Origin of the sequence: Caldicellulosiruptor acetigenus (genome assembly GCF_026914305.1) — a bacterium.
GTDB lineage: Bacteria > Bacillota > Thermoanaerobacteria > Caldicellulosiruptorales > Caldicellulosiruptoraceae > Caldicellulosiruptor > Caldicellulosiruptor acetigenus.
This window is the reverse complement of sequence record NZ_CP113866.1, coordinates 1,100,349-1,125,283: the sequence shown is the minus strand read 5'-3', so window position 1 is coordinate 1,125,283 and position 24,935 is coordinate 1,100,349. Positions and strand designations below refer to the sequence as shown.

Annotated in this window: 26 protein-coding genes and 1 pseudogene; 3 read left to right on the top strand and 24 right to left on the bottom strand. The window is 34.8% G+C overall.

The genetic code is table 11. The features are described 5' to 3' along the window. Positions 1-22: 22 nt before the first annotated feature. From larE to OTK01_RS05510, 10 genes are all read right to left on the bottom strand, one after another. Entirely contained in the window at positions 23-829 is an 807-nt protein-coding gene (gene larE / locus OTK01_RS05555; RefSeq protein ID WP_029228701.1) for an ATP-dependent sacrificial sulfur transferase LarE, read from the bottom strand. Between the two features lie 24 nt (positions 830-853). Further along, positions 854-1,726: an aldose epimerase family protein gene (locus OTK01_RS05550; RefSeq protein WP_029228700.1), complete on the bottom strand. Its 873-nt coding sequence runs from the start codon at positions 1,724-1,726 to the stop codon at positions 854-856. 32 nt (positions 1,727-1,758) lie between these two features. Beyond that, positions 1,759-3,225, bottom strand: a complete 1,467-nt coding sequence (gene guaB, locus OTK01_RS05545; RefSeq protein ID WP_013430070.1) for an IMP dehydrogenase — start codon at positions 3,223-3,225, stop codon at positions 1,759-1,761. A 29-nt stretch (positions 3,226-3,254) separates the two neighbouring features. Then, positions 3,255-3,779 (bottom strand): DUF6106 family protein, encoded by a 525-nt coding sequence (locus OTK01_RS05540; protein WP_029228699.1) that lies wholly within the window; start codon positions 3,777-3,779, stop codon positions 3,255-3,257. A 99-nt stretch (positions 3,780-3,878) separates the two neighbouring features. Beyond that, positions 3,879-4,436, bottom strand: a complete 558-nt coding sequence (lepB, locus tag OTK01_RS05535; RefSeq protein WP_029228698.1) for a signal peptidase I — start codon at positions 4,434-4,436, stop codon at positions 3,879-3,881. 93 nt (positions 4,437-4,529) lie between these two features. After that, the gene (locus OTK01_RS05530) at positions 4,530-6,890 is read right to left on the bottom strand and encodes an endonuclease MutS2 (protein ID WP_029228697.1); all 2,361 of its coding nucleotides are present in this window, start codon (positions 6,888-6,890) and stop codon (positions 4,530-4,532) included. A gap of 135 nt (positions 6,891-7,025) precedes the next feature. After that, positions 7,026-7,382, bottom strand: a complete 357-nt coding sequence (locus OTK01_RS05525; protein ID WP_013432907.1) for a nucleotidyltransferase domain-containing protein — start codon at positions 7,380-7,382, stop codon at positions 7,026-7,028. A 21-nt stretch (positions 7,383-7,403) separates the two neighbouring features. Then, entirely contained in the window at positions 7,404-8,663 is a 1,260-nt protein-coding gene (locus OTK01_RS05520) for a glutamate-5-semialdehyde dehydrogenase (RefSeq protein ID WP_029228696.1), read from the bottom strand. Positions 8,664-8,686: 23 nt separating this feature from the next. Continuing rightward, positions 8,687-9,487, bottom strand: a complete 801-nt coding sequence (gene proB, locus OTK01_RS05515) for a glutamate 5-kinase (RefSeq protein ID WP_029228695.1) — start codon at positions 9,485-9,487, stop codon at positions 8,687-8,689. Between the two features lie 10 nt (positions 9,488-9,497). Next, a complete protein-coding gene (locus tag OTK01_RS05510) occupies positions 9,498-9,800 on the bottom strand; it encodes a hypothetical protein (RefSeq protein WP_013432910.1) in 303 nt (100 codons plus the stop codon). Positions 9,801-9,918: 118 nt separating this feature from the next. Between OTK01_RS05510 and thpR the strand changes: the two genes are divergently transcribed. From thpR to OTK01_RS05495, 3 genes are all read left to right on the top strand, one after another. Next, positions 9,919-10,470 (top strand): RNA 2',3'-cyclic phosphodiesterase, encoded by a 552-nt coding sequence (thpR, locus tag OTK01_RS05505; protein WP_029228694.1) that lies wholly within the window; start codon positions 9,919-9,921, stop codon positions 10,468-10,470. A gap of 40 nt (positions 10,471-10,510) precedes the next feature. Next, positions 10,511-11,698 (top strand): MFS transporter, encoded by a 1,188-nt coding sequence (locus tag OTK01_RS05500; protein ID WP_029228693.1) that lies wholly within the window; start codon positions 10,511-10,513, stop codon positions 11,696-11,698. Positions 11,699-11,911: 213 nt separating this feature from the next. Then, entirely contained in the window at positions 11,912-12,253 is a 342-nt protein-coding gene (locus tag OTK01_RS05495; protein WP_013432913.1) for a DUF2442 domain-containing protein, read from the top strand. A gap of 7 nt (positions 12,254-12,260) precedes the next feature. On the opposite strand, the gene OTK01_RS05490 is transcribed toward OTK01_RS05495, so the two are convergent. From OTK01_RS05490 to OTK01_RS05430, 14 genes and pseudogenes are all read right to left on the bottom strand, one after another. Beyond that, entirely contained in the window at positions 12,261-12,725 is a 465-nt protein-coding gene (locus OTK01_RS05490; protein ID WP_029228692.1) for a flagellar protein FlgN, read from the bottom strand. A 15-nt stretch (positions 12,726-12,740) separates the two neighbouring features. Beyond that, positions 12,741-13,118, bottom strand: a complete 378-nt coding sequence (gene fliS, locus OTK01_RS05485) for a flagellar export chaperone FliS (RefSeq protein WP_029228691.1) — start codon at positions 13,116-13,118, stop codon at positions 12,741-12,743. Between the two features lie 151 nt (positions 13,119-13,269). Next, a complete protein-coding gene (locus OTK01_RS05480) occupies positions 13,270-14,736 on the bottom strand; it encodes an IS200/IS605 family accessory protein TnpB-related protein (protein ID WP_035168465.1) in 1,467 nt (488 codons plus the stop codon). A gap of 155 nt (positions 14,737-14,891) precedes the next feature. Then, positions 14,892-16,472, bottom strand: coding sequence for a flagellar filament capping protein FliD (gene fliD / locus OTK01_RS05475; RefSeq protein WP_029228690.1), 1,581 nt, complete (start codon positions 16,470-16,472; stop codon positions 14,892-14,894). Positions 16,473-16,485: 13 nt separating this feature from the next. Next, on the bottom strand, positions 16,486-16,884 hold the full coding sequence (locus tag OTK01_RS05470; protein ID WP_029228689.1) for a flagellar protein FlaG: 399 nt from the start codon (positions 16,882-16,884) through the stop codon (positions 16,486-16,488). Between the two features lie 158 nt (positions 16,885-17,042). Beyond that, entirely contained in the window at positions 17,043-17,375 is a 333-nt protein-coding gene (locus OTK01_RS05465; RefSeq protein ID WP_156844450.1) for a hypothetical protein, read from the bottom strand. 31 nt (positions 17,376-17,406) lie between these two features. After that, positions 17,407-17,916: a hypothetical protein gene (locus tag OTK01_RS05460; protein WP_029228688.1), complete on the bottom strand. Its 510-nt coding sequence runs from the start codon at positions 17,914-17,916 to the stop codon at positions 17,407-17,409. A gap of 352 nt (positions 17,917-18,268) precedes the next feature. Next, positions 18,269-18,862 carry a DUF488 domain-containing protein gene (locus tag OTK01_RS05455; protein ID WP_029228687.1) on the bottom strand — a complete coding sequence of 198 codons (594 nt, stop codon included), beginning with the start codon at positions 18,860-18,862 and terminating at the stop codon, positions 18,269-18,271. A 49-nt stretch (positions 18,863-18,911) separates the two neighbouring features. Further along, the gene (locus OTK01_RS05450; protein ID WP_051129957.1) at positions 18,912-19,640 is read right to left on the bottom strand and encodes a macro domain-containing protein; all 729 of its coding nucleotides are present in this window, start codon (positions 19,638-19,640) and stop codon (positions 18,912-18,914) included. 4 nt (positions 19,641-19,644) lie between these two features. After that, entirely contained in the window at positions 19,645-21,294 is a 1,650-nt protein-coding gene (locus OTK01_RS05445; protein WP_029228685.1) for a DarT ssDNA thymidine ADP-ribosyltransferase family protein, read from the bottom strand. 2 nt (positions 21,295-21,296) lie between these two features. Continuing rightward, positions 21,297-21,641, bottom strand: coding sequence for a hypothetical protein (locus tag OTK01_RS05440; protein WP_029228684.1), 345 nt, complete (start codon positions 21,639-21,641; stop codon positions 21,297-21,299). A 155-nt stretch (positions 21,642-21,796) separates the two neighbouring features. Next, positions 21,797-22,393, bottom strand: coding sequence for a hypothetical protein (locus OTK01_RS05435; protein ID WP_029228683.1), 597 nt, complete (start codon positions 22,391-22,393; stop codon positions 21,797-21,799). 180 nt (positions 22,394-22,573) lie between these two features. Further along, positions 22,574-22,968 (bottom strand): annotated as a pseudogene (locus OTK01_RS13335) (transposase); the annotation flags it as partial. A gap of 193 nt (positions 22,969-23,161) precedes the next feature. Next, a complete protein-coding gene (locus tag OTK01_RS05430) occupies positions 23,162-24,922 on the bottom strand; it encodes a motility associated factor glycosyltransferase family protein (RefSeq protein WP_029228682.1) in 1,761 nt (586 codons plus the stop codon). Between the last annotated feature and the right edge of the window lie 13 nt (positions 24,923-24,935).

Sequence of the window (24,935 nt, the reverse complement as noted above, 5' to 3'; positions counted from 1 at the left end):
ACCTTCTTCCTTTCGTGTCAAATCAGTTCATGCTTCCTGTTCTGTAGCCGGAAAGGTCAAGCGTCACATACTTAAATCCCAAGGCTTTCAAAGCGTTTGTAACTTCATCAATCAGTTTAAGGTCGAAAAACCTTGAAATCTCATCCCTTGCAACCTCAATTCGAGCAGTGCTACCGTGATGTCTTACTCTCACCTGTGAAAATCCTTTTTGAACCAAAAAATCTTCCGCCTTTTCTATCATTTGAAGTTTTTCCAATGTAATTTCATCACCATATGGAATTCTTGTAACCAAACATGCAGCAGATGGTTTTTGATATGTAGAAAGCCCAAATTCTTTCGACAAATACCTTATCTCCTCTTTTGTAAGTCCTGCTTCAAACAGGGGGCTTTTGATACCTTCTTCCTGAAGAGCTTTTCTGCCGGGCCTGAAATCCTGAAGGTCATCTATATTTGAACCTTCAACTATCTCGTTTAGATTTAACTCCTCTTTTAATACTTTTAATCTCTTTATCAAATCTTTCTTGCAATAATAGCATCTAAGCCTATCATTTTTCATAAAATCCTCATTTGAAAAAACGTCTCTCTCTATAACAATCAGCCTTGCTCCAATGTCTTTTGCAAGCTTTGCTGCATCTTCTTTTTCCCTTTGCGGGCTCAAAACTGAACTTGAAAATACTCCAATGGCTTTTTCCCCCAGAACATCAAACGAAACCTTTAACAAAAATGTAGAGTCAACTCCCCCCGAAAATGCAACAAGTACGCTTTCATATCCTTTTATAATTTCTTTTAGCCTTTCAAGTTTTTGATATACAATTTTTTTATCGACCAACGTTTTAATCCCCGCCTTTTTTAATTACTCATTTACAAGTTTTATTGCAAACCATCCTTCAAAGATTGCTCCAGGTTCTAAGTAATAAAACTTGTTATGAAGATATCCTTCATGCTCGCCCATCCAAGGCTCAACACATACAAAGTCAAAATCTTTTAAAGACCAAACTACTATGTTTTTGAAATTCTCATCTTTCAAAAGCACTATTTTTTTGTCCCTGTCAAGAGTAATTTCAACTTCGCTACTTCCTACATCCAAAAAGTCAAGATTGACCTCAGGTTTTGAAAAATCAATCTCTTTGAAATCCTGAAGGTCAATAAACCTTTTTTCAACATCGTCAAAACACTTTTCACATTCAAGCTTGAGAGTAAACTCGTCTTTATTGCATAAAAAATAAGGGTGAAATCCTGCATAAAAAGGCATTATACTGTTATCCTCATTTTTAACAATCATCTTCACTTCAAACATTTCATCGCTTAGCAGATATTGCATCAAAAGCTCAAAGTCGTACGGATAAAACCTTTTTGTAAACTCGCTGCTTAAAAGCCTTAAGACTATACCATTTTTATCTGGCATATCAATGTAACCTGCTATGTTGAAACTGCTGTCTCTTGCAAACCCATGATTTTTCATCTCAAACTCTTGACCTTTGAAAAAAATCTTGCCGTCCACAACTCTGCCACATATCGGGAACAAAACTGGTATTCCACCTCTTATGTTTTTTGTTCTGTCAAAAAGTGTCGCCTCATTCAAATAAAGAATCTCTTTGCCTGAAAGATTGAGTAAAACAACAATTGCACCCCGCTCGGGTGCAACTGTAAAATATGAATTTTTTGTCTTTGAATATATCTTAACAAGCTCCAAACCATTTTCAAATGATTTTTCAACAAATTCCAAAACAGCTTTCCTCCCCTATTCAAAACTTCTGACTACTCAACATGAACCGAATAGTTTGGTGCTTCTTTTGTAATATAGATGTCATGCGGATGGCTTTCTCTGACACCAGCCTGGGTAACCTTGACAAACTTTGCCTTTTGTTGAAGCTCTTTTATAGTCCTTGCACCGCAATAGCCCATACCAGACTTTAAACCACCAATGAGCTGGAAAACAGTGTCTTCAAGCGGACCTTTATATGGAACTCTACCCTCAACCCCTTCAGGAACAAGCTTTGAAGCATCTTCCTGGAAATATCTATCTTTACTTCCTGCTTTCATTGCAGAAAGCGAACCCATACCCCTGTAAACCTTAAACCTTCTTCCCTGGTAAATCTCACACTCTCCAGGGCTCTCTTCACATCCTGCAAAAAGACTTCCTATCATGACAACATCAGCACCAGCTGCCAGCGCTTTTGTTATGTCCCCCGAATACCTAATTCCACCATCAGCAATGACAGGAATGCCATATTCTTTTGCAACCTCAGCAACATCCATTATGGCAGTTATCTGCGGCACACCAATACCTGCAACAACTCTTGTTGTGCAGATAGACCCAGGCCCAATTCCAACCTTCACACAGTCTGCTCCAGCCTCAATCAAATCACGGGCAGCCTCAGCCGTTGCAATATTGCCCGCAACAACCTGAATGTGTGGATACCTTGACTTTATTCTCTTTACCGTTTCAATTACACCTTTTGAATGTCCGTGAGCTGTGTCAACAACAATCACATCAACCTGAGCTTTAACAAGAGCGTCAACACGCTCATCTGTGTCTCTCGACACACCTACAGCAGCAGCACAAAGTAGCCTTCCTTTGCTGTCCTTTGCCGCATTTGGGTACTTTACTGCCTTTTCAATGTCTTTTATGGTGATAAGACCTTTTAGATTTCCTTCATCATCAACAATAGGAAGCTTTTCTATCTTGTGTTTTTTCATGATCTCCTTTGCTTCTTCTAAGGTGATGCCTTCCTTTGCAGTGATAAGGTTACTTGATGTCATAACCTCTTTGATTGGCTTTGAATAGTCTGTCTCAAATCGAATATCCCTGTTTGTGATGATGCCAACAAGCTTGCCATTTACTGTTATCGGAACACCTGAAATGCGATACTTTGCCATGAGCTCCATCGCTTCATATATCTTGTTGTCGGGGGACAAATAAAACGGGTCAACTATTACACCATGTTCAGACCTTTTTACCTTGTCTACCTCGCTTGCCTGCTCTTCCACTGTCATGTTCTTGTGGATAACACCAATTCCACCCTCACGGGCAATGGCAATTGCCATGCGCGACTCGGTAACAGTGTCCATACCAGCTGACATAAGAGGAATGTTGAGTTTTATCGTCTTCGTAAGATAAGTTGACACATCCACATCCTTTGGCAAAACTTCGCTGTATTGAGGTACAAGCAAAACATCATCAAATGTCAGTGCTTCTTTGATTATTTTGTCTTCAAATGCCATCCCAATCTCAATCTCCTTTAGAAAAATTTTTATCTATAAATTTGGTAAGGCTTTTTCTGGAAGAACTTGTTTATTGCCTGAACTATCTCTTCGTTCGGCTCAAACAAGATTCTTGTTTTTTTGCCTTCTACATTGGCAACAATAGCATACACATTCTCATCGCCACTGTTTGACGTGCAGTCAAATGACTGGACAATACTCTTGTCGTTCTTTTGAGCGTTGAACATACTTGAGTCTTTTGAAGAAATAAAATAGTCAATCTTTCGGATATCCAAAGACACAACCCTGCTTCGCTTTCTCTGAGCAATTATCTTGTCTATGTCAAGATAGTGGTTTGTTACAGCATATTCATACTCAATGTTGTAGTTTCTCGAAAGATAAATTGCACCCCATATAGCCAAAACTAAAAGAACAGGACCTAAGGTGTTTATGATTGGTATAAAGAATGTTATAAGTCCAACCAACACCCCGCCGATAATAATCAGTACTTGTTTTACCTTTTCACCAGAGGTCTTTTTTCTAACAATCAACTGTTCATGGAAAACATCATTCATAACTTACAATCAACCCTCCGAATTACTCAAATTTTTGTAAAACAACAAATCTATTATAAAGATAAATTTTTATTGCCATTAGCGGTTTTTAGCCTCGATCTATTTTACTACTCCTGCGCGGCTGAGTGGCCATACCCTGAAGACTACCTTGCCTATAATATCGTCTCTTGGAACATACTTGTGTTCCCAGAACCGGCTGTCGTGAGAGTCGTTCCTGTTATCACCCATCATGAAATAGTGTCCAGGCGGAACTTTATATGGTCCAAAACTTCCTACCATGGGTTCTTTCAGATAATTTTCTTTATAAACTTTACCGTTGATGTACAAAACACCATCTTTGATTTCTATAGTATCGCCTGGAAGACCTATGACTCTCTTGACGTACAAAGTCTTTTTATCATCAGGATACTTAAAAACAACAATGTCTCCTCTTTTGACATCTTCTATATGAAGGACATAACCAAGCCTATATACAAAGAGCTTATCATTTAGCTGAATTGTATTGAGCATCGAGCCGGTTGGGACAATCACAAGTGAAAAGACATAAGTGCGCAGGATAAGAGCAATAAGCACTGCACCGCCAATCCATAAAATCCACTCAACTGCTTCTTTTACCACTTTGTTTTGAAGTTTGAGCGTTTGTTGCTGTTCCATCATCAATATTCGTCTCCTTCTTTTTTAAGTTAAAAAATAGAAGCTTAAATATAAGTTTAATTGAATTTATCTGCCAAGTCAATATCAAGAAATTCATTAGTCTTTCAGCTCAACCACTGTTACACCCTGCTCACCTTCACCATATGTTCCGTCTCTGAATGATTTTACATGCGGATGTCGTCTCAAAAAATTCCTTATCGCTTGGCGCAAAACCCCCGTACCTTTCCCATGGATTATTGTCACCTGTTTTAGTCCCGCTGTGTATGCATCATCCAAGTACTTGTCAACCTCTAAAATGGCATCGTCGCTTGTCTTGCCCCTTACATCAATGGACATGTCAATACTTTTTTGATTGACTTCAACCGCTTTTTTAGAAGAAACCAGGTTTTTGGTAGCTGTTTCTTCCTCTATTTCAAAAACGTCTGATATGTTCACAGAAAGTTTCATAATGCCAATTCTAACTGTAAGATTTCCTTTAGAGTCAGGCAGTGACTCAACAAACCCTTCTGCATCAAAACTTTTGACATATACCTTTTGCCCAAGCCGAAGGTTTTCAGGTAGCTTTGACTGCAGTTTTTCCTCTTTTTGTGATGCCTGCTCTATGCTCTTTACAAGGTTTTCATACTCTCTCTTCTTCTCCTCAAGCTGTTTTAACATCTCTTTTTCCTTTAAAGCTTCTGCAATCTTCCTAAGTTCTTTGAATAGCTTTTCAACCTCATCTTCAACCCTTTGCACAAACTCACGTGCTTCTCTCGAGGCTCTTTCTTTTATCCTTTGCTTTTCTGCTTCAAATCTTCTTCTTTCTTCTTCCAAGGTTTTCTTTAAGTTCTCTGCCTCAATCTTTAGCTTATTTGCATTTTCCAGGGTCTCTTCCAGTTCTTTTCGTTTTCTTTCCATCTCGTTTATAATGTCAGTCAGCTCCAGCGTCTTTTTAGACATATAGCTTTTGGCAAGCTCTACTATCTCTTCTTTCAAACCCAGATTGGAAGATATATAAAGCGCATTGCTCATACCGGGAATTCCAATCAAAAGCCTGTATGTTGGTTTTAAAGTATTGATATCAAACTCACAAGAAGCGTTTTCAAACCTCTCTTCCTGCTGAGCGAATGTTTTAAGCTCTCCATAGTGTGTTGTAGCAACAACTTTAGAGCCTTTTTTAAAGAGAAACTTTAAAATTGCTTTTGCAAGCGCAGCGCCTTCTTCGGGGTCTGTGCCAGAACCAATCTCGTCCAAAAGAACAAGTGTTGAGCTGTCTGCATTTTGTGTTATCTCAATTATATTTTTCATATGTGCTGAAAAAGTTGAAAGGCTCTGAATTATGCTCTGCTCATCGCCAATATCTGCAAATATCTTTGAAAATACACACACCTCAGACCCTTCATCTGCCGGAAGAAACATTCCACTTTGAGCAAGAAGACAGAAAAGCCCAATGGTCTTTAACGTCACAGTCTTGCCACCTGTGTTTGGCCCTGTAATGACAAGAACGTCAAATTCTTTTCCCAAATGCACATCAATTGGCACAACCTTTTCTTTTTCAATTAGCGGATGCCTTGCTTTTTTGAGATTAATATATCCTGCTGTGTTGAGGATTGGCTTTGAAGCCCGAAATTGATGTGCCCACTGCGCTTTGGTAAATAGAATATCAAGTTCAGAAAGACTCTCGAAATTTTGTTTTATCTCATTATAGCTATCTGAAATAAGCTGAGAAAGCTCCTGCAATATTCTCTCAATCTCTTCTTTCTCTTCTGACCTTGCAACCCTTATCTGGTTTGAAATTTCAACACACACAAACGGCTCAACAAAAAGTGTTGCACCTGTTGCAGACTGGTCGTGAATAATACCCTTGATGCTGTCTTTGTGTTCAGCCTTCACAGGAAGCAAAAGCTTATCGCCTCTAACTGTTATAATCGGCTCTTGCAAAAACCTCTGGATTTTAGGATCTCTTATCATTTTGTTCAGTTCATCTCTTATCCTTGCCTCAAGCCGTCTTATCCTATCTCTTATCTCTTTTAGCCTTGGCGATGCAGTGTCTAAAATCTCCTCAGGTGTCAAAAACGTCTGGTCAATACGGGCTATAATCTCTTTCAGATTAAAAAGCCTCTCTCGAATAGTTTTTAGATAGCTACTATCTGCATTTGCAAGATATGACCTTACTTCTTGTGAAAGCTTTAATACCTTCTCTACTTCTAATATTTCGTGTGGTGTCAAAATTGCCTGTGCTTTTGCCTTTTTCAAAATCAATAAAATATCAGAAAACTCTAATGCGGGTGGTCTTCCATATTTTAGTATATAGATAAAACACTCTTCAACCTTGTCAAGTTCTTTTTGGATAAAATCTTTATCGCTTGAGGGCACAAGGTTTTGAAAGTACCTTTTTGCAGGTTCAGAATGTGCCGCAGTCATTAGCATTTCTAATATTCTGTCATATTCTAAAGCTCTGAAGGTCTTTTGATTCAAGCTTGCATTACCCCTTCTTGTTCAGTTTTTAAATCGCAGCAAAAGTGCTTCTTTTGTTTTATTATAGCACATAAGACTTTCTTTCATAAAGAAAAAAGGACAACAACATAGTCGTCCTTAGTTTTTATCTTTGTGTCATCCATATAATACTATCCCTTTCTCCTCAATACTTTTATAAAATGGCAATATCTCTTTTAGTTTTTCAAATCTTCTAAAGGGAAAATCTATAATCGAAAATACTTTTAAAGTCTTATATCCAAACTCGGTTGCAATGGCATCTAAGCTATCTTCATACTTTTTTAATTGATCCTCATCTAAATCTACTAAAACTGCTATATCAACATCAGACTCTAAATCGTACTTTCCTGTAGCGTATGAACCAAACAAAATCACTTTTATTAGCTTATCACCATAAATTTTCTTCAGCTCCTGGGTAATTTGTTCTAAATCTTGACGCAAATGAATGTCTTTAAATCTTGTTTTTTGTTCCATATAATAAACACCTCTAAACATTTATTTTCTTATTTGTCCGCTGCCATAGATGATATATTTTATTGTTGTGAGCTCTTTTAACCCCATAGGACCTCTTGCATGAAGTTTTTGAGTTGAGATTCCAATCTCTGCTCCAAACCCAAATTCAAAGCCGTCTGTGAACCTTGTTGATGCGTTCACATACACGGCCGCAGCATCTACATAGTCCAAGAACTTTTGAGCGTTGAAGTAGTCCTTAGTTACAATAGCTTCTGAATGTTTTGAGCCATATTTGTTAATATGTTCAATTGCATCATCAATGCTGCTAACTACCTTAACACCCATTATCAAATCTAAATACTCTGTATACCAGTCATCTTCAGTGGCTTCTTTTATCTCAATTCCATTTTTACTGCAAATCTCAACTGCTGTGGGGCATCCTCTTATCTCAACGTTTCTTTCCATCAACTCTTTTATAATCATCGGCAAGAACTGCTCTGCAATGTTTTTGTGTACAAGAAGCTTTTCAGCAGCATTGCAAACACCCGGTCTTTGAGTCTTTGCATTTATCACAATTCTTTTTGCCATCTCAAAATCAGCGCTTTCATCAACAAAAACGTGACAGTTTCCAACACCAGTCTCTATCACAGGAACTGTTGCGTTCTGCACAACAGTTTTTATAAGGTTTGCACCACCGCGTGGAATCAAAAGGTCCAAATACTCATTCAATTTCATCATGGCAACAGCAGTCTCACGTGATGTGTCCTCAACAATCTCTATACTACCTTCCTCAATCCCAGCTTCAAGTAAACCTTCTTTCATTACCTTTACAAATGCAATATTTGAGTTTATCGCTTCAGACCCGCCTCGCAAAAGAACACTGTTTCCAGCTTTTAAACACAAAATGGCTGCATCAACAGTAACATTTGGTCTTGCCTCATAGATTATTCCTATTGCACCAATCGGCACTCTCTTTTGACCAATCACAAGCCCGTTGGGACGCTTCCACATAGAAATAACTTCGCCAACCGGGTCAGGAAGTTTTATAACATCCTCAATTCCCTTGCAAATTTGCTTTATCCTATCTTCTGTGAGTTTTAACCTGTCCAAAAGTGCTCCTTTGATGCCTTTAGAAACAGCATTTTCCATATCTTTTTGGTTTTCTTGCAAAATAAAATCCATCTTCTCTAATATCTTTTGAGATATGCATGAAAGTGCCCTATTCTTTTCATTTTCAGAAAGGTTCATGAGCTTTTTTGACGCTTCTTTAACCTTTTTTGCTTTTTCAATCAAATCGCTCATCTTTATTTCCGCCCCCTTTGCATTTATCTTGAAACGGTGTTTTTACTAACAAACAAAGTTCCTATCTCCTTGCCCTCTAAAATCTCTTTTACAATTGACGGATTTTCACCGTTTGCAATGACCATAGGAATCCCATGTTGCATTGCAATCTTAGCAGCTTCTATTTTGGTCTGCATACCGCCTGTTGAGTTGACAGTACCTGCACCACCTGCAATACTTTCTATATATGAGTCAATCTCAAAAACCTCTTTTATAAGCTGTGCATTTTTATCAAGTCTGGGGTCACATGAGTAAAGCCCGTCTATGTCAGAAAGAATTATCAAAAGGTCAGCATCAATTATTGTCGCAACATAAGCAGACAGAGTATCGTTGTCGCCAAACTCAAGCTCTTCAATCGCAACAACGTCGTTTTCGTTCACAATTGGAATTGCACCATATTTAAACAGGTATTCAAATGTGTTCTTAACATTCAGCATCTTCTTCTCTTCATCGACAACATCCTTGGTAAGAAGCACCTGGGCAACCACAACTCCGTATTCACCAAAAAGCTTTTCGTAAATCTGCATTAAAATTCCCTGGCCAATTGCCGCGAGCGCCTGTTTTTCTTGAGTTGTTTTGTGATTTTTGGTAAGCCCAAGCCTGCCCAAACCTGATGCAACAGCACCAGATGTGACAAGCACAACGTCCCTTCCTTCATTTTTTATGTCAGAAAGAACTCTTGCAAGTTTTTCTAAGCGCGAAAGATTTAGCTTACCTGTGGGATATGTTACAGTGCTTGTTCCAACCTTTACAACAACCTTTTTTACATTTCCAAAGTCTCGCATTTTCCACTTTCTACTCCTTTTCTATGGTAAAATCTTTCAAGCTATTGTTAAAAATGATTTTATACTTTGAATTCTCGTCAACCACGTAAAGCTGGGTTTGGGTTACAATATCAATATTTATTCTGTTTAGAAGCTCTTCTTGTATGATGGAAGCAATATTTGATATAAACTTCTTCGGGTCGTTTTCATCAAGGCTTTTGATGTATATTGGAAGTTTGCCTTGTTGTGGTTTGTAAATTTCAACGTTTATGACACCTGGTGATACAGGGATGTCTGTTGGATATAAAAGTTTTACGTTATAAAGTACTTCCATAATGCCCTTCCCCCTGATAAAATTTAAGATATGAGCTGTTTATATTTATTCTACCAAATAAAATGTTACCGTTCAAAGATTTTTCTAAAAATTCAGTATTGAAAGGAATGAAGATAGAATGCGAACATTCATTGGTATTGACTTTCCAAAAAGCTTAAAAGAGCAGATTGTTGAAGTGCAAAGCTTTTTAAAGTCAATCAGCAAAAAAGGCAGATGGAAGTACATTGACAACTTTCATTTAACCCTCAAATTCTTGGGTGAGATTGAATATGAAAAGGTGGAAAAAATCAGACAGGCGCTTGAAAAGATTCTAAAAGATTTTTCCCGTTTTTCATTGAAAATCTCATCGTGCGGATATTTTAAAGGGCATGGAAACTTGAGAGTTGTGTATCTAAAACCAGATGGCAATCTTGAAAAACTTAATACCCTTTTTTCTCTTGTTGAGGATGCAATGGCAGAGCTTGGATTTGAAAGAGAAAAAAGAGAGTACACACCCCATATAACAATTGCCCAGGATGTTGTATTAAATGAACCTTTTGAGAGTTTTCAAAAGTATGTTGAAAGCTTTTCTTTTGATGAAATTCCTGTTGAAAAGGTCATTCTTTTTTTGAGCGAGGAGATAGATAGAAAAAGAGTCTATACACCTATATTTGATATTGAGCTTGAATAAATAAATATTTCTTAAATTTTATAGGAAGGGATGAAAAATTGTGCCACAGCTCAGTTCAAAGCAGGGTTTAAAAGTTCTTCTTTCAAGTATTTCCTTGTTTATTTTGGCAAATGCTTTTATGGGAATTGGCGGTGGGATAAACGACACAATATTTAACAACTACATTGCTGCAACATACAAGATATCCCCCATGGCAAGAGGAGTTCTGGAGTTTCCGCGCGAAACCCCTGGTTTTTTAATTATCTTTCTTATTGGTTTTTTATACTTTCTTGGCGATCTGAGGGTAAGCATTATTGCTACTTTTTTATGCTCATTTTCTTTAATTGGTCTTGGATTTCTTGCCCCAAGCTTTCTACTTTTGATTGTTTGGACAGCCATATACAATACAGGCACACATCTTAATATGGTTCTGACCTCAAGTATTGGAATGGAGCTTTCAAAAGAGGATGAGTATGGTAAAACTTTAGGACTCATTGGTTCTGTTGCAACAGCGGCATCTATAATTGGATATTTCATAGTAATGGTGGGTTTTAAGTTTTTAAATTTTTCTTTTCAAACTGCGTATGTTGTTGCTGCTGTGATGTATCTTTTTGCAGCCCTGTTTCTTGTGCCAATAAAACTTCCAAAAAAGACACAGCACAAGGGATTTAAGTTTGTAATAAAAAAGGATTACTGGCTTTACTATGTGCTTTCAATCTTCTTTGGCGCAAGAAAGCAAATATTTATCACCTTTGCACCCTGGGTTTTGATTAAGATCTTCAAACAGCCTGTTGCGAATTTTGCACTTGTGGGAATCATCTGTTCATTTTTGGGAATTGGTTTTAGAAACATAATCGGCAGGCTCATTGACAAGCTTGGCGAAAAGAAGATACTCACATTTGATGCGGTAGTAATTTTTCTTATATGTCTTGGATATGCTGCAACTGAGAATATAAAGATAAAATGGCTTGCGCTTGCCATTGCCTATGGGTGTTACATCATTGACAACTTGATGTTTGCAACATCAATGGCAAGGTCAACATACATAAAGAAGATAATAAAACATCCTGATGATCTGACTCCTACTCTTTCAACAGGCACAAGCATGGACCATGCAGTTTCAATGAGCCTTCCAATGCTATCTGGTTTTCTGTGGAACAAACTTGGGTATGAGTACGTATTTGTCTTAGCAGCAGCTTTTGCGTTGGGGAATTTGTATTTTGTGAGGAAAATAAAGATTGAAAGCTAATTTTGATTTAACTTTATAAGTGTGATTTTAAGCAAAATTTAATTTATAATTTTTTTAGAAGAGCTATCATTGGGCATTGAGGTGGGATTTGGAAAATTGATAGAAATTTGTATCTTCTATGGCATAAGGATTACAATGTATTTTGACGACCATAACCCTCCTCTAATGAGAATTAATCCTTTAGTTTAAGTTCTTTGGGGTGATTAATATATGATGGAATATTACCCTGAGGTTGTGCAGGTTATTCCTACCGAGGATTACAAGGTGTATATATACTTTGATGATGGCAGCATAAAACTTTTTGATGCTTCTACCCTGCTTGAAAAGGGTGAATTTCAAAGACTCAAAGATAAAAAATTCTTTATGGAAAGATGCACTGTTCTAAATGGAACACTTGCGTGGGATGTAAGTGGAAACTACGATGAGACAACCTGCCTTGACTTAGACCCACTTGTTCTGTATGAAACTTGCCCTGAGGTGGAGGAGCCTACATGGCTTTTTGAAAAGATTGAAAATGAATTTAGGCAAAAGACAAACAAAGAAGGGGCTTTTTAAGCCCCTCTTATTCTTTCCTGTCAAACCCGGATGGAAACTGGGTCTGTTTGTACTGGGAATAGTCTTTCAACGCCTCTTTTTTGTACCGCATGCTTTTTATAGTCTTTTTTATCTCATAAAATTTTGCTCGAATTAGAATATTATTCTTTTCGTCTATGTCCTTTATAACCTGCAGTTTTTGCAAAATAGATGATGTGAGGCTTTTGAGCAAAATACCCGTTTCTTTGTCAATATCTGTTATCTCATCAAAACTTTTTATTCCTTTTTGTTTTTTGATGCGTTCAAACTCCTCTAAAAATTCGCTGTCTATTCTATTTATTCTCTCAATCAAATCCCCTTTTTCATCAACAATCTTAGAAAGTTCATCAAAGTTGTCATTTAAAATATACTCCTGTTGCAAAGTGGTAAGAGTCAAAAACCTATCCACAAGCTTTTCCTTTTCTTCGAGAAGACTTACAAGCTTATTATACATAAACCCCAGCCCTTTTTATTTATTCTTCTGCTGTCTTGCAATCTTTATTGCCTCTGCCCAGGTGTTTCGCAAATCCTGCACAATCTCAAGTGCCTCTTCCAAATACTTTTTGTCTTTTTTGAGATTTGCTTGAATGAGCCATCGGTAAACAAAATCATAAAGGCTCATTAAATTTTTAGATATTTCATAGCTCATATCAAGTGTTGACATGAGCTCTGTGATGATATTCTCTGCCTTGATAATATTCTCATTTGCTTTGTCAAGCTTTTTTTCATCAATTGCCTGCATTGCAAGTTTTATAAATCTTATGCATCCATCATAAAGCATCAAAGTGAGTTCCTCTGGTGGCTTTGTCATTATTACTTCTTCTTGATATCTTGCAGCTGCGTCCATAAAATCTTCCTGGTTATCTAAACTGTACAAAAGTGTACAGTTTAGATAGCTGGGGTATTTGTAGTCCGCCATTCAAACTTTCCCAGCCCCAGCAGGCGGTATTTGGGAAAGCCATAGCCCCTGTCCCAAGAAACAGGAACTTACGCCCTTTTTAGCCGGGTCTCCCCACTTGTCCTGAAACCAGAAGCAGTTTCAGGACAGAGAGGTCTCTTAAAACCCTCTCAGGAGAGAGTGGAGTTACCACCGCTACCCTGAGAACTCGCCAGAGATTACAGGATAATTTCCTGTGACTATCCTCGCTTGTTCCATCCAGAGACTCGGATAGCCTCCCTGGCTCACTCCCAGAGCTTTGTAAAATCTTTATCGCCCAGTCTATCTCCCTGAGCTGTCTTTTACTAACGTTCGGGTTCTTGACCGTCTTTTTCACGTGTTCCTTCAGTTCTTCCAAACTGTTTACATCAAGACTACTGAGGTGCTCCATGTAGTTGTGCGGTATCCTTTCTTTTAATCCAAGACCTCTTCTTGCTATCACATACGCTGCCGCTACATCCTTGCTTACCATGAACTGCGGCGCGTACTTCAGCATACCTATTATCGAAGTATAAGCCGGGTCTGCTTCTATAACCTCTATTCCTTCCCGCTTTGCCAAAAGTTTTACCTTCTCTAAAAGTGACCTGTACCCAAAATAGTGCCTTATACGTCTTGATTTTCTACCTGAAAAGTCTCCTCTCCTGCCCCTGTCCTTTATGTCCAAATTCTCGATTACTATGGCTTTTTGTTTCTCCTTTGCCATTGCTACTATCATGTGAGCGTACTGCCACCTGTAATACTCCCTCTTGTCAAAGTTTCCGCTCTCAAGCTCCGGCATTGGTATCTCACCGTAGCTCAGAAATTGTCCACTGCTGTCTGTTTCTACCCATGCCAGGTGTTTGGGATATGCGTTCGTATCTATCCCTATAACTCCGTTTGCTCTTGTTATCTTGACTTTCGGGAAAACCTCTTCAACGGTAAAATAAGCATATATCTTGCTGTTTTTGAGCTTCAATTCAACAGAATAGGGCTCTCCTGAGGTGGCAATCGCCTGCAGAAGTTGATTCCTGTCTGTGTACGTTCCACCTTTCACTTCCCATCCAGGCCGTATAATTGCATATACATACTCCCTTTCATCTACGTTTATTCTGAGTTTTGTGCTGTTTCCGTCTATCTCAATCCTTGTGTTGAGATTCCCTTTCTTGCTCCTGTCTCCCCTTGAGTACAGATTCCCTTTCCTCTTCTCCTGCCACTCAAGCTGAAGTTTCCTGTACGCCCTGCCGTTTATATGCCTCTTTTGAAGCTTTTCAAACAGCGTTCTTCCACCAAAGATTACCTTTTTGGGATTTTCTCCCTTCTGTTCGCAAGATTTTTTAACACTTTGCGACTTCATTATCGCATCATCAACGTATCGGGAGTTCAGGTTGAAAATCCCCTGAAGCTGTCTTTTGAGTTCATTTCTCTTATGTCCTTCTAAAAGCCTTTTGTATGCATATCTCATACAAGCCGACCATTTTCTCATAAGGTTTAATACTTTCTGCTTATCCTCGCTGCTGTCAAAAATCAGCTTAGCCTGGATGGTTAGCATGTCTTTAACACCTCTTATAGCACGTAGCTCTTTAACATTCTTTATAGTTAATAACATTCATTGTCATCCGACTAAAATTATATCATTTTTTACTACTAATTTCAACTGTTTTGACCTCCTCAACAAACAAATTTTCTACTATTGCACCCTTTCAATTATTTTGCGCTAAACTGCTGGGAAAGCCATGAACTTTGGGTGTTCATCTGCGCAATCAATCTCTCAAGCTGGGTAAACTGACGATAATACCTATCTTCAATTTTCTGAAGTCTTTCCTGTTCTGCATTCATCTGGTCTATAATACTCCTCAGCTGTTTTCCTATCGAACTGTTGGGATCATAAGAACTTGTAAAATATGGTTTGCCTGCTTTGTCATAAATCTTTTTGAGAGTATCATTAGCAATATTGTAAAAACGCTGTAAAATTCCATCATCTTCAATGGTGTTTGTATCGCTACCACTTGATGTAAAAAGCTTTACAAATGCATCAAAATTATTTGAAATTGCCTGTCTTAACTTGCTTTCATCTTTTATATAAATCTTTCCTTCTTTGCTTTCAAAGTAGCTATACGTTTCTATACCCGCTTCTGAAATTGTATCTAAATTAGAAGGAAGCCCTGGAACTGCTTTGTATAGGTAATAACGCAAATTGTTCAAAAAACCTGATAAAATTGAGTCACCATATAAAAGCCCTTTTTTAGCAGCTTCTTCCCATTTTTGAATGTCAGTATCTTTCATTTGAGACTTTTGTTCTTCTGTCAGCGGCAGATAATCTCTGTTTCTCTTTTCTGTGATTTTGCTGTATATCTTGCTAACAAGTTCATTGTATTTGTTTATAAGCTCTTTGATGTTGTTTACAATAGCATCAACATCTTTTGAGATGGAAAATGATTTATAATCATATGTGTTTGTTTGAGCATTATAAGTCGTTTTATTCAGAGTAATACTCATACCATATACATTAATTGTATTTGTAGCTGAAGAAGGTACTTGTGACTCATTGCCAAAACTATCCTTGATATAAGCTTTTGCATCTGTACCAGTCCCACTTGCTATTACAGTATTATTGTTATTTAAATCTTTTACAGTAAAGCTAACACTGCTGCCAGTTTTTTGAGAAGTTATCACAAGCTTATTTAAAGTTGAGTCATAATAGGCTTTTAAGCTACCATCAGTACTGAACGCTGAATTTATTGCCTTCGCTAAATTAGCACCAAAAGTTGCTACAGAATCCCCTGGATTCCAAGTAAGCTCTACTGTCTTTGTAACAGTTGAACCATCAACTGTCAAATCAATCTGAAGCTTCACGTTGTTTTGAGCATCTCTTGTGATCACTGTCAGATCATTTACAACAGCATTCGCTTGGGTTGCAAGCTGCTCAACCTTTATTTGATAATTTCCTTCAAAAGTATTGGCTGTTCCTGTAACAGATACATACCCTGCATCTACTGCTTCACCAGCAGTTTTATATTTTACAAAGTTACTGGAAAGTTTGAGGTTGAACACATAATCTTTAAAGCTTGATATGGCACTTGCCATATCCATATAATCCTGTCTTTGCCATTCAAGAAGCTGCTTTTGTTGATAGAGTTTATTATACTTTGTCTTTTCAACACTCATTAAACCTTGAATAATTGAATCTGTGTCAAGTCCGCTTGCAAGCCCACCAATTCTTGTGTAATATTTGTATGCATCGTAGGGATTTGTGTAACTTGTAGAGCTTGTTGAATTAACATTCATCTTTTATCACCACCTATCTTCTCTCATCCACAAAAATGCCTGCAAGCTCCCACAGCTTTGCAATTATATCTAAAATCTTCTCTGGTGGTATTTCTCTTATAAGCTCATTTGTTTCTTTGTCATACACCTTTACAACAATCTCATGTGTCTCTTTGTGAATAGAAAACTCAAGTCTTGTGTATTTTGCTTCAAATGCTTTGTTTGCCTGGTTTATCATCTTTATGAGTGTATCTTCATCAAGTTCCTTCTTGTCATCCTTCTCTGTAAATTTATCATTAACTCCTTCTTTATTTATACCCTTTTCGTCTTGCCAACTAACCTCTACATTTTCAGGTCTTGTTCTGCTTTCTTGAATTCTTGATACTGCATTCGATATATCAATGGTTTTGACTCCAATGCCATCAACAACCATTATCGTTTCCCTCTCTTTTTGGTGTTTCTCTATATATTATCGGTTGGGAAAAGGGAAAAATTTAATGAATGCTTTTTTTGCACTCTTTGGTTCATATTAGGTTGAAATGTCAGTCCCATGTTTCTCATTGCGTAAGAGACTATCTCCCTTAAGTAAGGTCACAAAAATCTTACACTTTGAATTTCCAAAAATTTCTGAAAGTCTTCATTTGTAAATACCCTGTTATTATTGAGACATTTTCCCCTATAGATTAATTTAATTTCAAAGATTTTAGAATCCTCATAATTCCCTTCTAACTTCATATCAACATACATATATCCTTCATTTTCGCTGATAACCTTACCCCAACTTTTCACTTCCAAATGAAATGGTATCTCCCCTAATTTAACATTAGCAAAACTTTCAGTTCTCCTTACATTCATTTCTACTAATTCTGTACTAATTAATTGGATAGGATGATAAACAATATCTTCCCATTTAAGCATTTTCAATCAAGCACTCCTTAATAATTTTTTGAACACTTTAATATAAATAAAAACCTGCGTTTATTTCGCAGGTTTCAAATACATTTTCATTTATATTATCCAATTTTTCTTGAAAAGTAAATTCTAACTTTGTAACTTCATTCAAATCTAAGTCCTTACCAACATTAACTCTTTCCAATAGCCTATTTTTTACACTCTTAAAAATTTCATATAACCAATCAATTATTTCATATGAATCGTTATTTTCCATTGCATCTTCTAAATAGAACATGTAATAATCAATAATAGCATCAAAATTTTCTACATACTTTCCATATCTCTTAACAACTTCAATTAAATCATTTAAATATTGCTTTCCTTTTTCTTCAAACCACTCATCAAACATTTCTTTTTCTCTAATGTCAATTTCCGAATTTTCAAAAATAAATAAAAGTGACTTGAGATATAAAGCCAAAAAAGAAACCAATTTTAAATATTTTTTATCAATACTTTCAAACAAGATTTCCATTTTATTCTTGATATATTCAATACTAACACAATTTTTCATTATAATCACCTGCTCTGCTTTCACACTAATTAGGAAAACTTATTGCTATTTAATTATATGCATAACAAAAGCGTTAGTCAATAGTCGCCTATTAATATTATCGAAAAGTGCATAATTAAATATTTTTCAGCCTTAATAATAATTTTTAAAACCTATACTTAGTGGAATATAAAACTTATATATATATGTATTATACCCCAGAAAATAACGTCTAAACTACCTCATTCTTTTATATTTGAGTAATTTAATAGATTTTCTGGCTGTAACTTTAATAAAATTGTATTATTAATTGCTAAATTAAAGCACCTCGGAAATATAATAAGCAGAAAATATATTTTCTTTAAAACAGCCTCTATTTAGTCTTAACCTTAAATACTTTCTTCATCTGCAACTCATATACTTCATTGATAAGTTCTTCATTGCTAAAAAATGAATGTTGACCAGTTGTTTGAGGAAAATACCTAAAAATAAGACTCTCTTCTAATGCACGCTGATCTACTTGTACCCATTTCCCCATCAAATGATTGATAGCTATGTTGTGATAACTCAATAAATATCGTCCAATTATAAGTGCTCTGTGACATTGTGCAGGATCAAATTCACTACACATCAAAGCTATTGTTTCTCTTTCCGCAAGATCAAGTAAAGTTTCTATACCTTCTTTAAACTCCATTGACTGGATTATTATATTGTAGTTCCAATAACCCTCGGGAGTATAATAAGAAGGGTTTTCTGGCTTTCCGCCAAGGAGATTCCCAAGAAATAAGTAGCCAATATTAGCCTGTTTTAAAGCTTTTTCTAAATTTTCTTTCCTATACTCTGGAACGAATCTTGAAAAAGGGTTTGTTCTTACATCTACAAGTACTGAAATTTTGAAACTTTTAAGTATGTCTAAAAAATCAACAAATCTTGTTGATGAATAGCCAATGGAATATATTGGCTTCACAAAAGCGCCTCCTAACTGTGCCTAAATATTTTAAAAATTCAAAGTTGTCCTATCTGTCAAAAAATGATAAATTCTCATAGTGATTAGACTGTGATTTTTTTGCCTTGTTATAAAGCTCAATAAATAATTTTTCATACGTTTTATTACTTATTTTCTTTTCACTTTGTAAAAGTTTTAACCTTTTTATTGGTATCTGTTTTAAAATAGCATCTCGAAGGTCATGCCTCAATTTTATCTCAGCTAAAAATCTGTCGCCTTGTTCATTTAATATCCTTACCATCTCCTTCTCAATACCTTCAGCTTCTTCCAATTCGTCAAGACAAATATAAACAGGAATATCGACCTTTTTGAGGTATTCAACCATAACTGCTTTGACTTGCGACCAAGGCAACTTCCCTGCATTTGTTCCCAGTTTGGGAAATGCTATAGATTTTATATTCCACTCTTTGTAATGCTGAACAAAATACTCAAGTCCCATCTTAATCCACTCGATTTTTGAAGGATATCTCCAGTGATATTTTGTTGGAAAATTAACAATTTTAGTTCCATCTTTTGCAATATACAAATATGGTTCACCAATTTTGACCCTATTATTTTTGCACCTAACAACGTAATCTTCGTACATCTCTGGATATCTCAACTTGAATTCTAAGGCTATACCTGCTCCCATAACACCCATGCAATTGACTGTATTTACCATTGCATCAGTATTTGCGTTGAAAACAGTACCAGGAAATAATATAATATTCTCTATTCTTTCCATTGATTTCAAACTCATAGTATTATTCTCCTTTTCTAACAATTATACTTTTCATAATTTTATTATCTACCATATAGTTTATTACTTCAACATCTTCTTTTTGAATATTATAATATGTTTGCTTCAATAATATTTTTTCAAAAGAAATAATTTTACTCTCTTCTAAATCAGGATATTTCCTTTCGTCATTTGAAGTATACAGCCAAGCGCTGTGTTTACTAAACAAAAGACTTACATCCACAATCATTATCTCGAATAGAACATCAACACCCTTCATACATGAATTTAAATTAATTTTGACATCTTTTATTTTAAATCTATCTAAAAACTCCTCTACACAAACAATGTTGTTCATCAATACTTCTACTTTTTCCACATAAGAAAAATCTCCTTTTATATTGTACAAATCCACGTATAAAAACATTCCATCAGTAATTGAAATATTGGTTGATTTTTCAATTCTAAAATTGTCAAAAGGGAGAACATATCCTCTCTTATCGAGAAACCTTACCTCAATTTTATAATCTTCATGATGTCTCCAGGAATATAGTTCCAATTTTATTGAACTAATTCTCCTTTGTTTATTAAAATAAACATCAATGTTGTAATCTAAAATAAAATTTACCATTTTTTCTTCTGAATAATAATTCCTACTTTTGTCCGAAAAATAATTTATGTCTACACAAAACTTTTTATTCATACCAAACAAATTACATGCTCTTTTAAAATCTGCTTTAGTTCGAAAAATCACTTTCTTCAAATATTTCAATGATACAGGTTTAGTACTTAATAATTCAGAATTCCTCCTGTTGACTATTTTATTCCTTTCAAAAGGTTCAATATATCTTTCATGAAATATCAAATCCCATTCCATTGATTTAAAAAAAGCATATGTAGAACCAATCTGGGTGTACTTAATACTTGTTGCGTTACCATTTGAAAATTCTGTGGTGTCAAGTAAAATCAATTCATCATCAAATAACAAACACACAGGAATAGGCATATGAGCTTTACCAATGTAAGCTGGAAGTTTTATACCCTCATTTTCAAAAAGAGTCGGTGTATTAGGTCTAAAATAAAATCTAACCTTGTTTTTTACATCATCAGGTGCAATACTTAATACATCATGATCTGCTCCATCTGTAAATTGTAATCCTTTCTTTACACAATCCACTCTGCTATACAAGAAACCCTCTTTAAAAATAGATTCTAAGTTAGTAAAATCAGTATAATGATAAATTCCGAAGTTTTTGTATTTCTGCCTTAGCTGCTCAATAAAGGTTTTAAACATAAAATATGCTGGTTTATAGCCTTTTTTCTTCGGATAAAAATATCTTCTCTTAAATCTTTTTGAAATAAATAACTTCCTTGAAAAAATGATCGAGTACTTTTTTTGCATCCACTTGTTAATTATTTTTAATTTCTTACTGGGGAGCTTAACTGATTGAAAATATATCTCAAAACTTTTCATGCTGAAATTAAAAACCCCATCGTTCACAAATTTCACAGTTATCAAGAAGTCGCCCGCATTCTCTTTAAATGATTGTATTTTCCCACATCCAAAGTTTTTATTCTTAACTTCTAAGCCTATAAAAATATTATTGAAATACTTAAACCTTTTAAAAATTTCATAAAATTCTTTGGCAGATATTTCTTTAACAATCTCATCCACTTTTATTTTCCTCCCAAACGCTCTTTATCTCCTTTATCAAAATGCAATATACACCACGATGTCGATGTAGTTTTTCTTAGGATTTTAAGCAGGTTTGCTAGGTATACAGTCTTGTGTTCAATGGTTTTTGAAAATGATTGAATAAATTTTACTACAACATCTTCTGTGAAATCAGAGTCATAATAGCTGCAAAGCCCAACAAGAAGAAGTTTAACTGTTGCCAAATGAGTACAAAGGAACATGTAGCTTTCAAAGGGTGTATCACAGTCAAATGGAAAGAGGTTTTTAAATACATGATTTACTGCATAGTTTTCAAATATATACTGATGTTCATTGAAAAACGGCACAAAATAGTATTTTTATGCTTTTTTCATAGTTTTGGAGAATTTGACTATTATCTGCATTCTATTTTATGCAAAGTCCCTGTAAAATCTTTGCAAAAAAAGTTTAAAAGCTTTTGGTTAATAAATCTACCAATATATGGTAAAATTTAAACAAAAACTTAATCTATTGTTAATTCTTCACCATTTTTAAACCACTTTATCAAAGATTTTTCTTTAGCTTTATCACCAATATAAAAGCCTATAAAAACTCCATATTTGTAGCAAAATTTATTTTTATTATTTATGGTTGATTTAGTATACTGTTTTAACTTATATATATCCTTTTCAATCTCTAGAACATGCGATAAATTCACTTTTTTTACTTCAATTATAAACAAATTAAATTTATTCACTCTTCTCTTGTGAACAATTATATCTGGATATACACTTACTTCATTGCGGCAATTATTACAATTGAACTTTTTACTGTTATTCCCACTGTATTTGATACAAATATTTTCAATTATTTTCCGTCCACTTTCATGTTCTTCGTCACCGTTATATTCACAATCTACGTCGAACCACTGACCAAACAACCACTCAATGTATACAGCAAGACGATGTGAAATTGCTCTTTCGTGTAATCCTTTTTTCAATAAATATAAATCCCGTTCAAGAAGTGTGTCAATCGCTTTATCTAAATATATTTTTAACAATTTAGGGTGATCTGTAAAGAGATTAAAAATAACTTCCAGCATTGTGTTACTATCTTCCATACCTATTATTCACCTTTCCCTGTAACCTTTTTCGTTTATACTACTTACATCAATTCAATAAATTTTACTAATGAACGCCACCTTCTTCGTTTATTTTTAAATCATTGCATCAAATATAGCAAAAAGAAACTTTTTCTTCTGGAAACTTTTAATTTCACAAAATAATTACATGTTGTAAATTTTGCAAGACCCTAAAATGGTGGATTTTAAAAACTCAGTCTCACATAACTCATAAGTAATTTCTTCAATCTTTTGTGTGGATACTCCATTTACCACCATCTCTCTAAATAGCTAATAAAAGCACTTGTTCACTTCGCTGATAACGTTCAAAAAGGTCGCAAGTCAAATTTACCATTACGAAGTCTCGGTACTTTCAAATCAAAGTTCCTACCCTGGTAATTAAATTCACAGAAATAATAACCGTTACGATAATCTTGTCTTTCCTATGTCCTCTCGTAAGATTCAGCCTTAATTTGTTCAGTAGCAAGAAATGCTAAAATTTGATTAAGTATTAATTCTAAAAACTTGCCTAATTTTTCGTCTTTTGTTCTTGTTTCAAAAGGGTAATGCAAAATTTCAGAATTTAGTTGGTATTGAGCAACTCCCCATTTTTCCTGTTAGATTTGATTTTTGGTCCTTTTTAATTTCTATTTTAACCAGAGGGTGCGGGAGTAGCTCAATCCCTTTTTACATAATTATATAGACTCAACTCAAATGAAATTACTGTCTAGTAAATTAAAAAAAACAATTCATTTTTAAGCCTACAAGTTATTTTATGTCAACTAAACCGTGTATCAAATCACCTGCATACTGAGAATATTTAATTATGCTTTCATACAATATCTTATTTTTTAAATAAAAACTCTTTAGAAATTCTTTTGGTTCTAAAAAGCTGTCATCCATATTGTTTATAATATAGTTTTCCTTTATCATCAACTCTTCAACTAATGTATACGCCAACTCTTTTTCCAATAACTCATTCTCAATATCAGTTAATAAATCAGAAAAATAATTAGCCATATGAAATTTTTCTTCTCGAATAACCTTTTCAAAAAACTGATTACATATACTAATACCAATTTCCCCAATTAACTTTAACTCCGACAATTGATTTTTAACTTCATTTAACAATTTAATGTAAATTTCTTTATTAATGAGATATTCATGTGATATAGTATTCATATATTTTTCAATGTTAATCGTTTTATAACAATACTCCTCTATTACTGTACCTAGTCTCATTACTATTGTTCCTTCTATTTTAGCCCCTCTTTCTGAAACATTAATAACCCTTATTTTTTCTTGGTCTTTTTCGATTTCATTTTCAAACCATTTTAAAAAGCCAAAATATATTTTGTTTGTCGCGACTTTTCTCCCATCGTTGCTCTCTACCCATAAAAGCTCATCTTCTCTTATTTCATTCTTTTCGCCTTCATGCAAAGAAATATTAGAATATACCTTATTGTCTGTAAAAGCAAAGTCCTGACCAACCAAGATTATAGGATTAGCACCTATAACCCTTGCAAATTCATAGGCAAAACAAGAAACAGAACCTCCACCTTTAAAGAGTTTGTATTCATAACCCATTTCAGCAAGCAATTTGTTCACACACGAATCAGCAGTTGTTAGCATCAATATTTTTTTACCATTATGATTTTTTAATATGTTAAAATTTATCCCCATTCCATAAACTAACATAATATTTGAGTAATTAATTCCCTTAAAAAAATTATAATTTTTTTCACTATAATCCACCGAAACTACAAAATCAGGTATAACACCCACTTGCAATAATCTCTTTAATACTCTGCCGACAGCAATTAAAATAGCTTTACCTTTTGCTTTTTTCAATTCATTAATATTATTGTCAAGTGAAGGACCAGCACCTATAATAATAGCAGGTATGTCTTTAAAATAATTTTCCAATTTATTCCCTAAGCTACTTTCTGGAATAAATATAAGGTTAGCAAGCATATTTTTCTTTATGACATGTGATGAATAAAAGATAGTTTTAATTTCTGTTTCTTTTATAATTCTAAACTCATCCAACCTATTTTTTATTCTTTCTATATATGCGCCAAAACATTCTTTATAAAATGGATGAACAAGATTTTTCAATCTTAAACTTAATTCCCAAGGTATAACCTCTTCGATTATATTTATTAACTTTTCACTTCCATTGTCAATAATAAGAAATACTCTATCATCTGTTAAAATATCTTCAAAACTTTCACTACAAAAAACTTCATTTAATAACTCATATGAAGGTTCAATTATAATTAAAATACTATCTTCTGATAATGATTTTAAAATTCTCCTAATAAAATTTCCAGTACCAAAACCAATAAAAACAATGATATCGTTCGATTTCAATTGATTTATTTCGATGCTATCTACATTCTTTTCATATTCAGTTAATTCACGCATCAAATTTAACGTTTTCTCTTTCAAATACCCTTGGTTCATCTTAAATATTATGTTAAACCGTTCTCTAAGAATTTGTACATTCTTTTTGAATATTTCCTCCAACTTGTCATTCTCC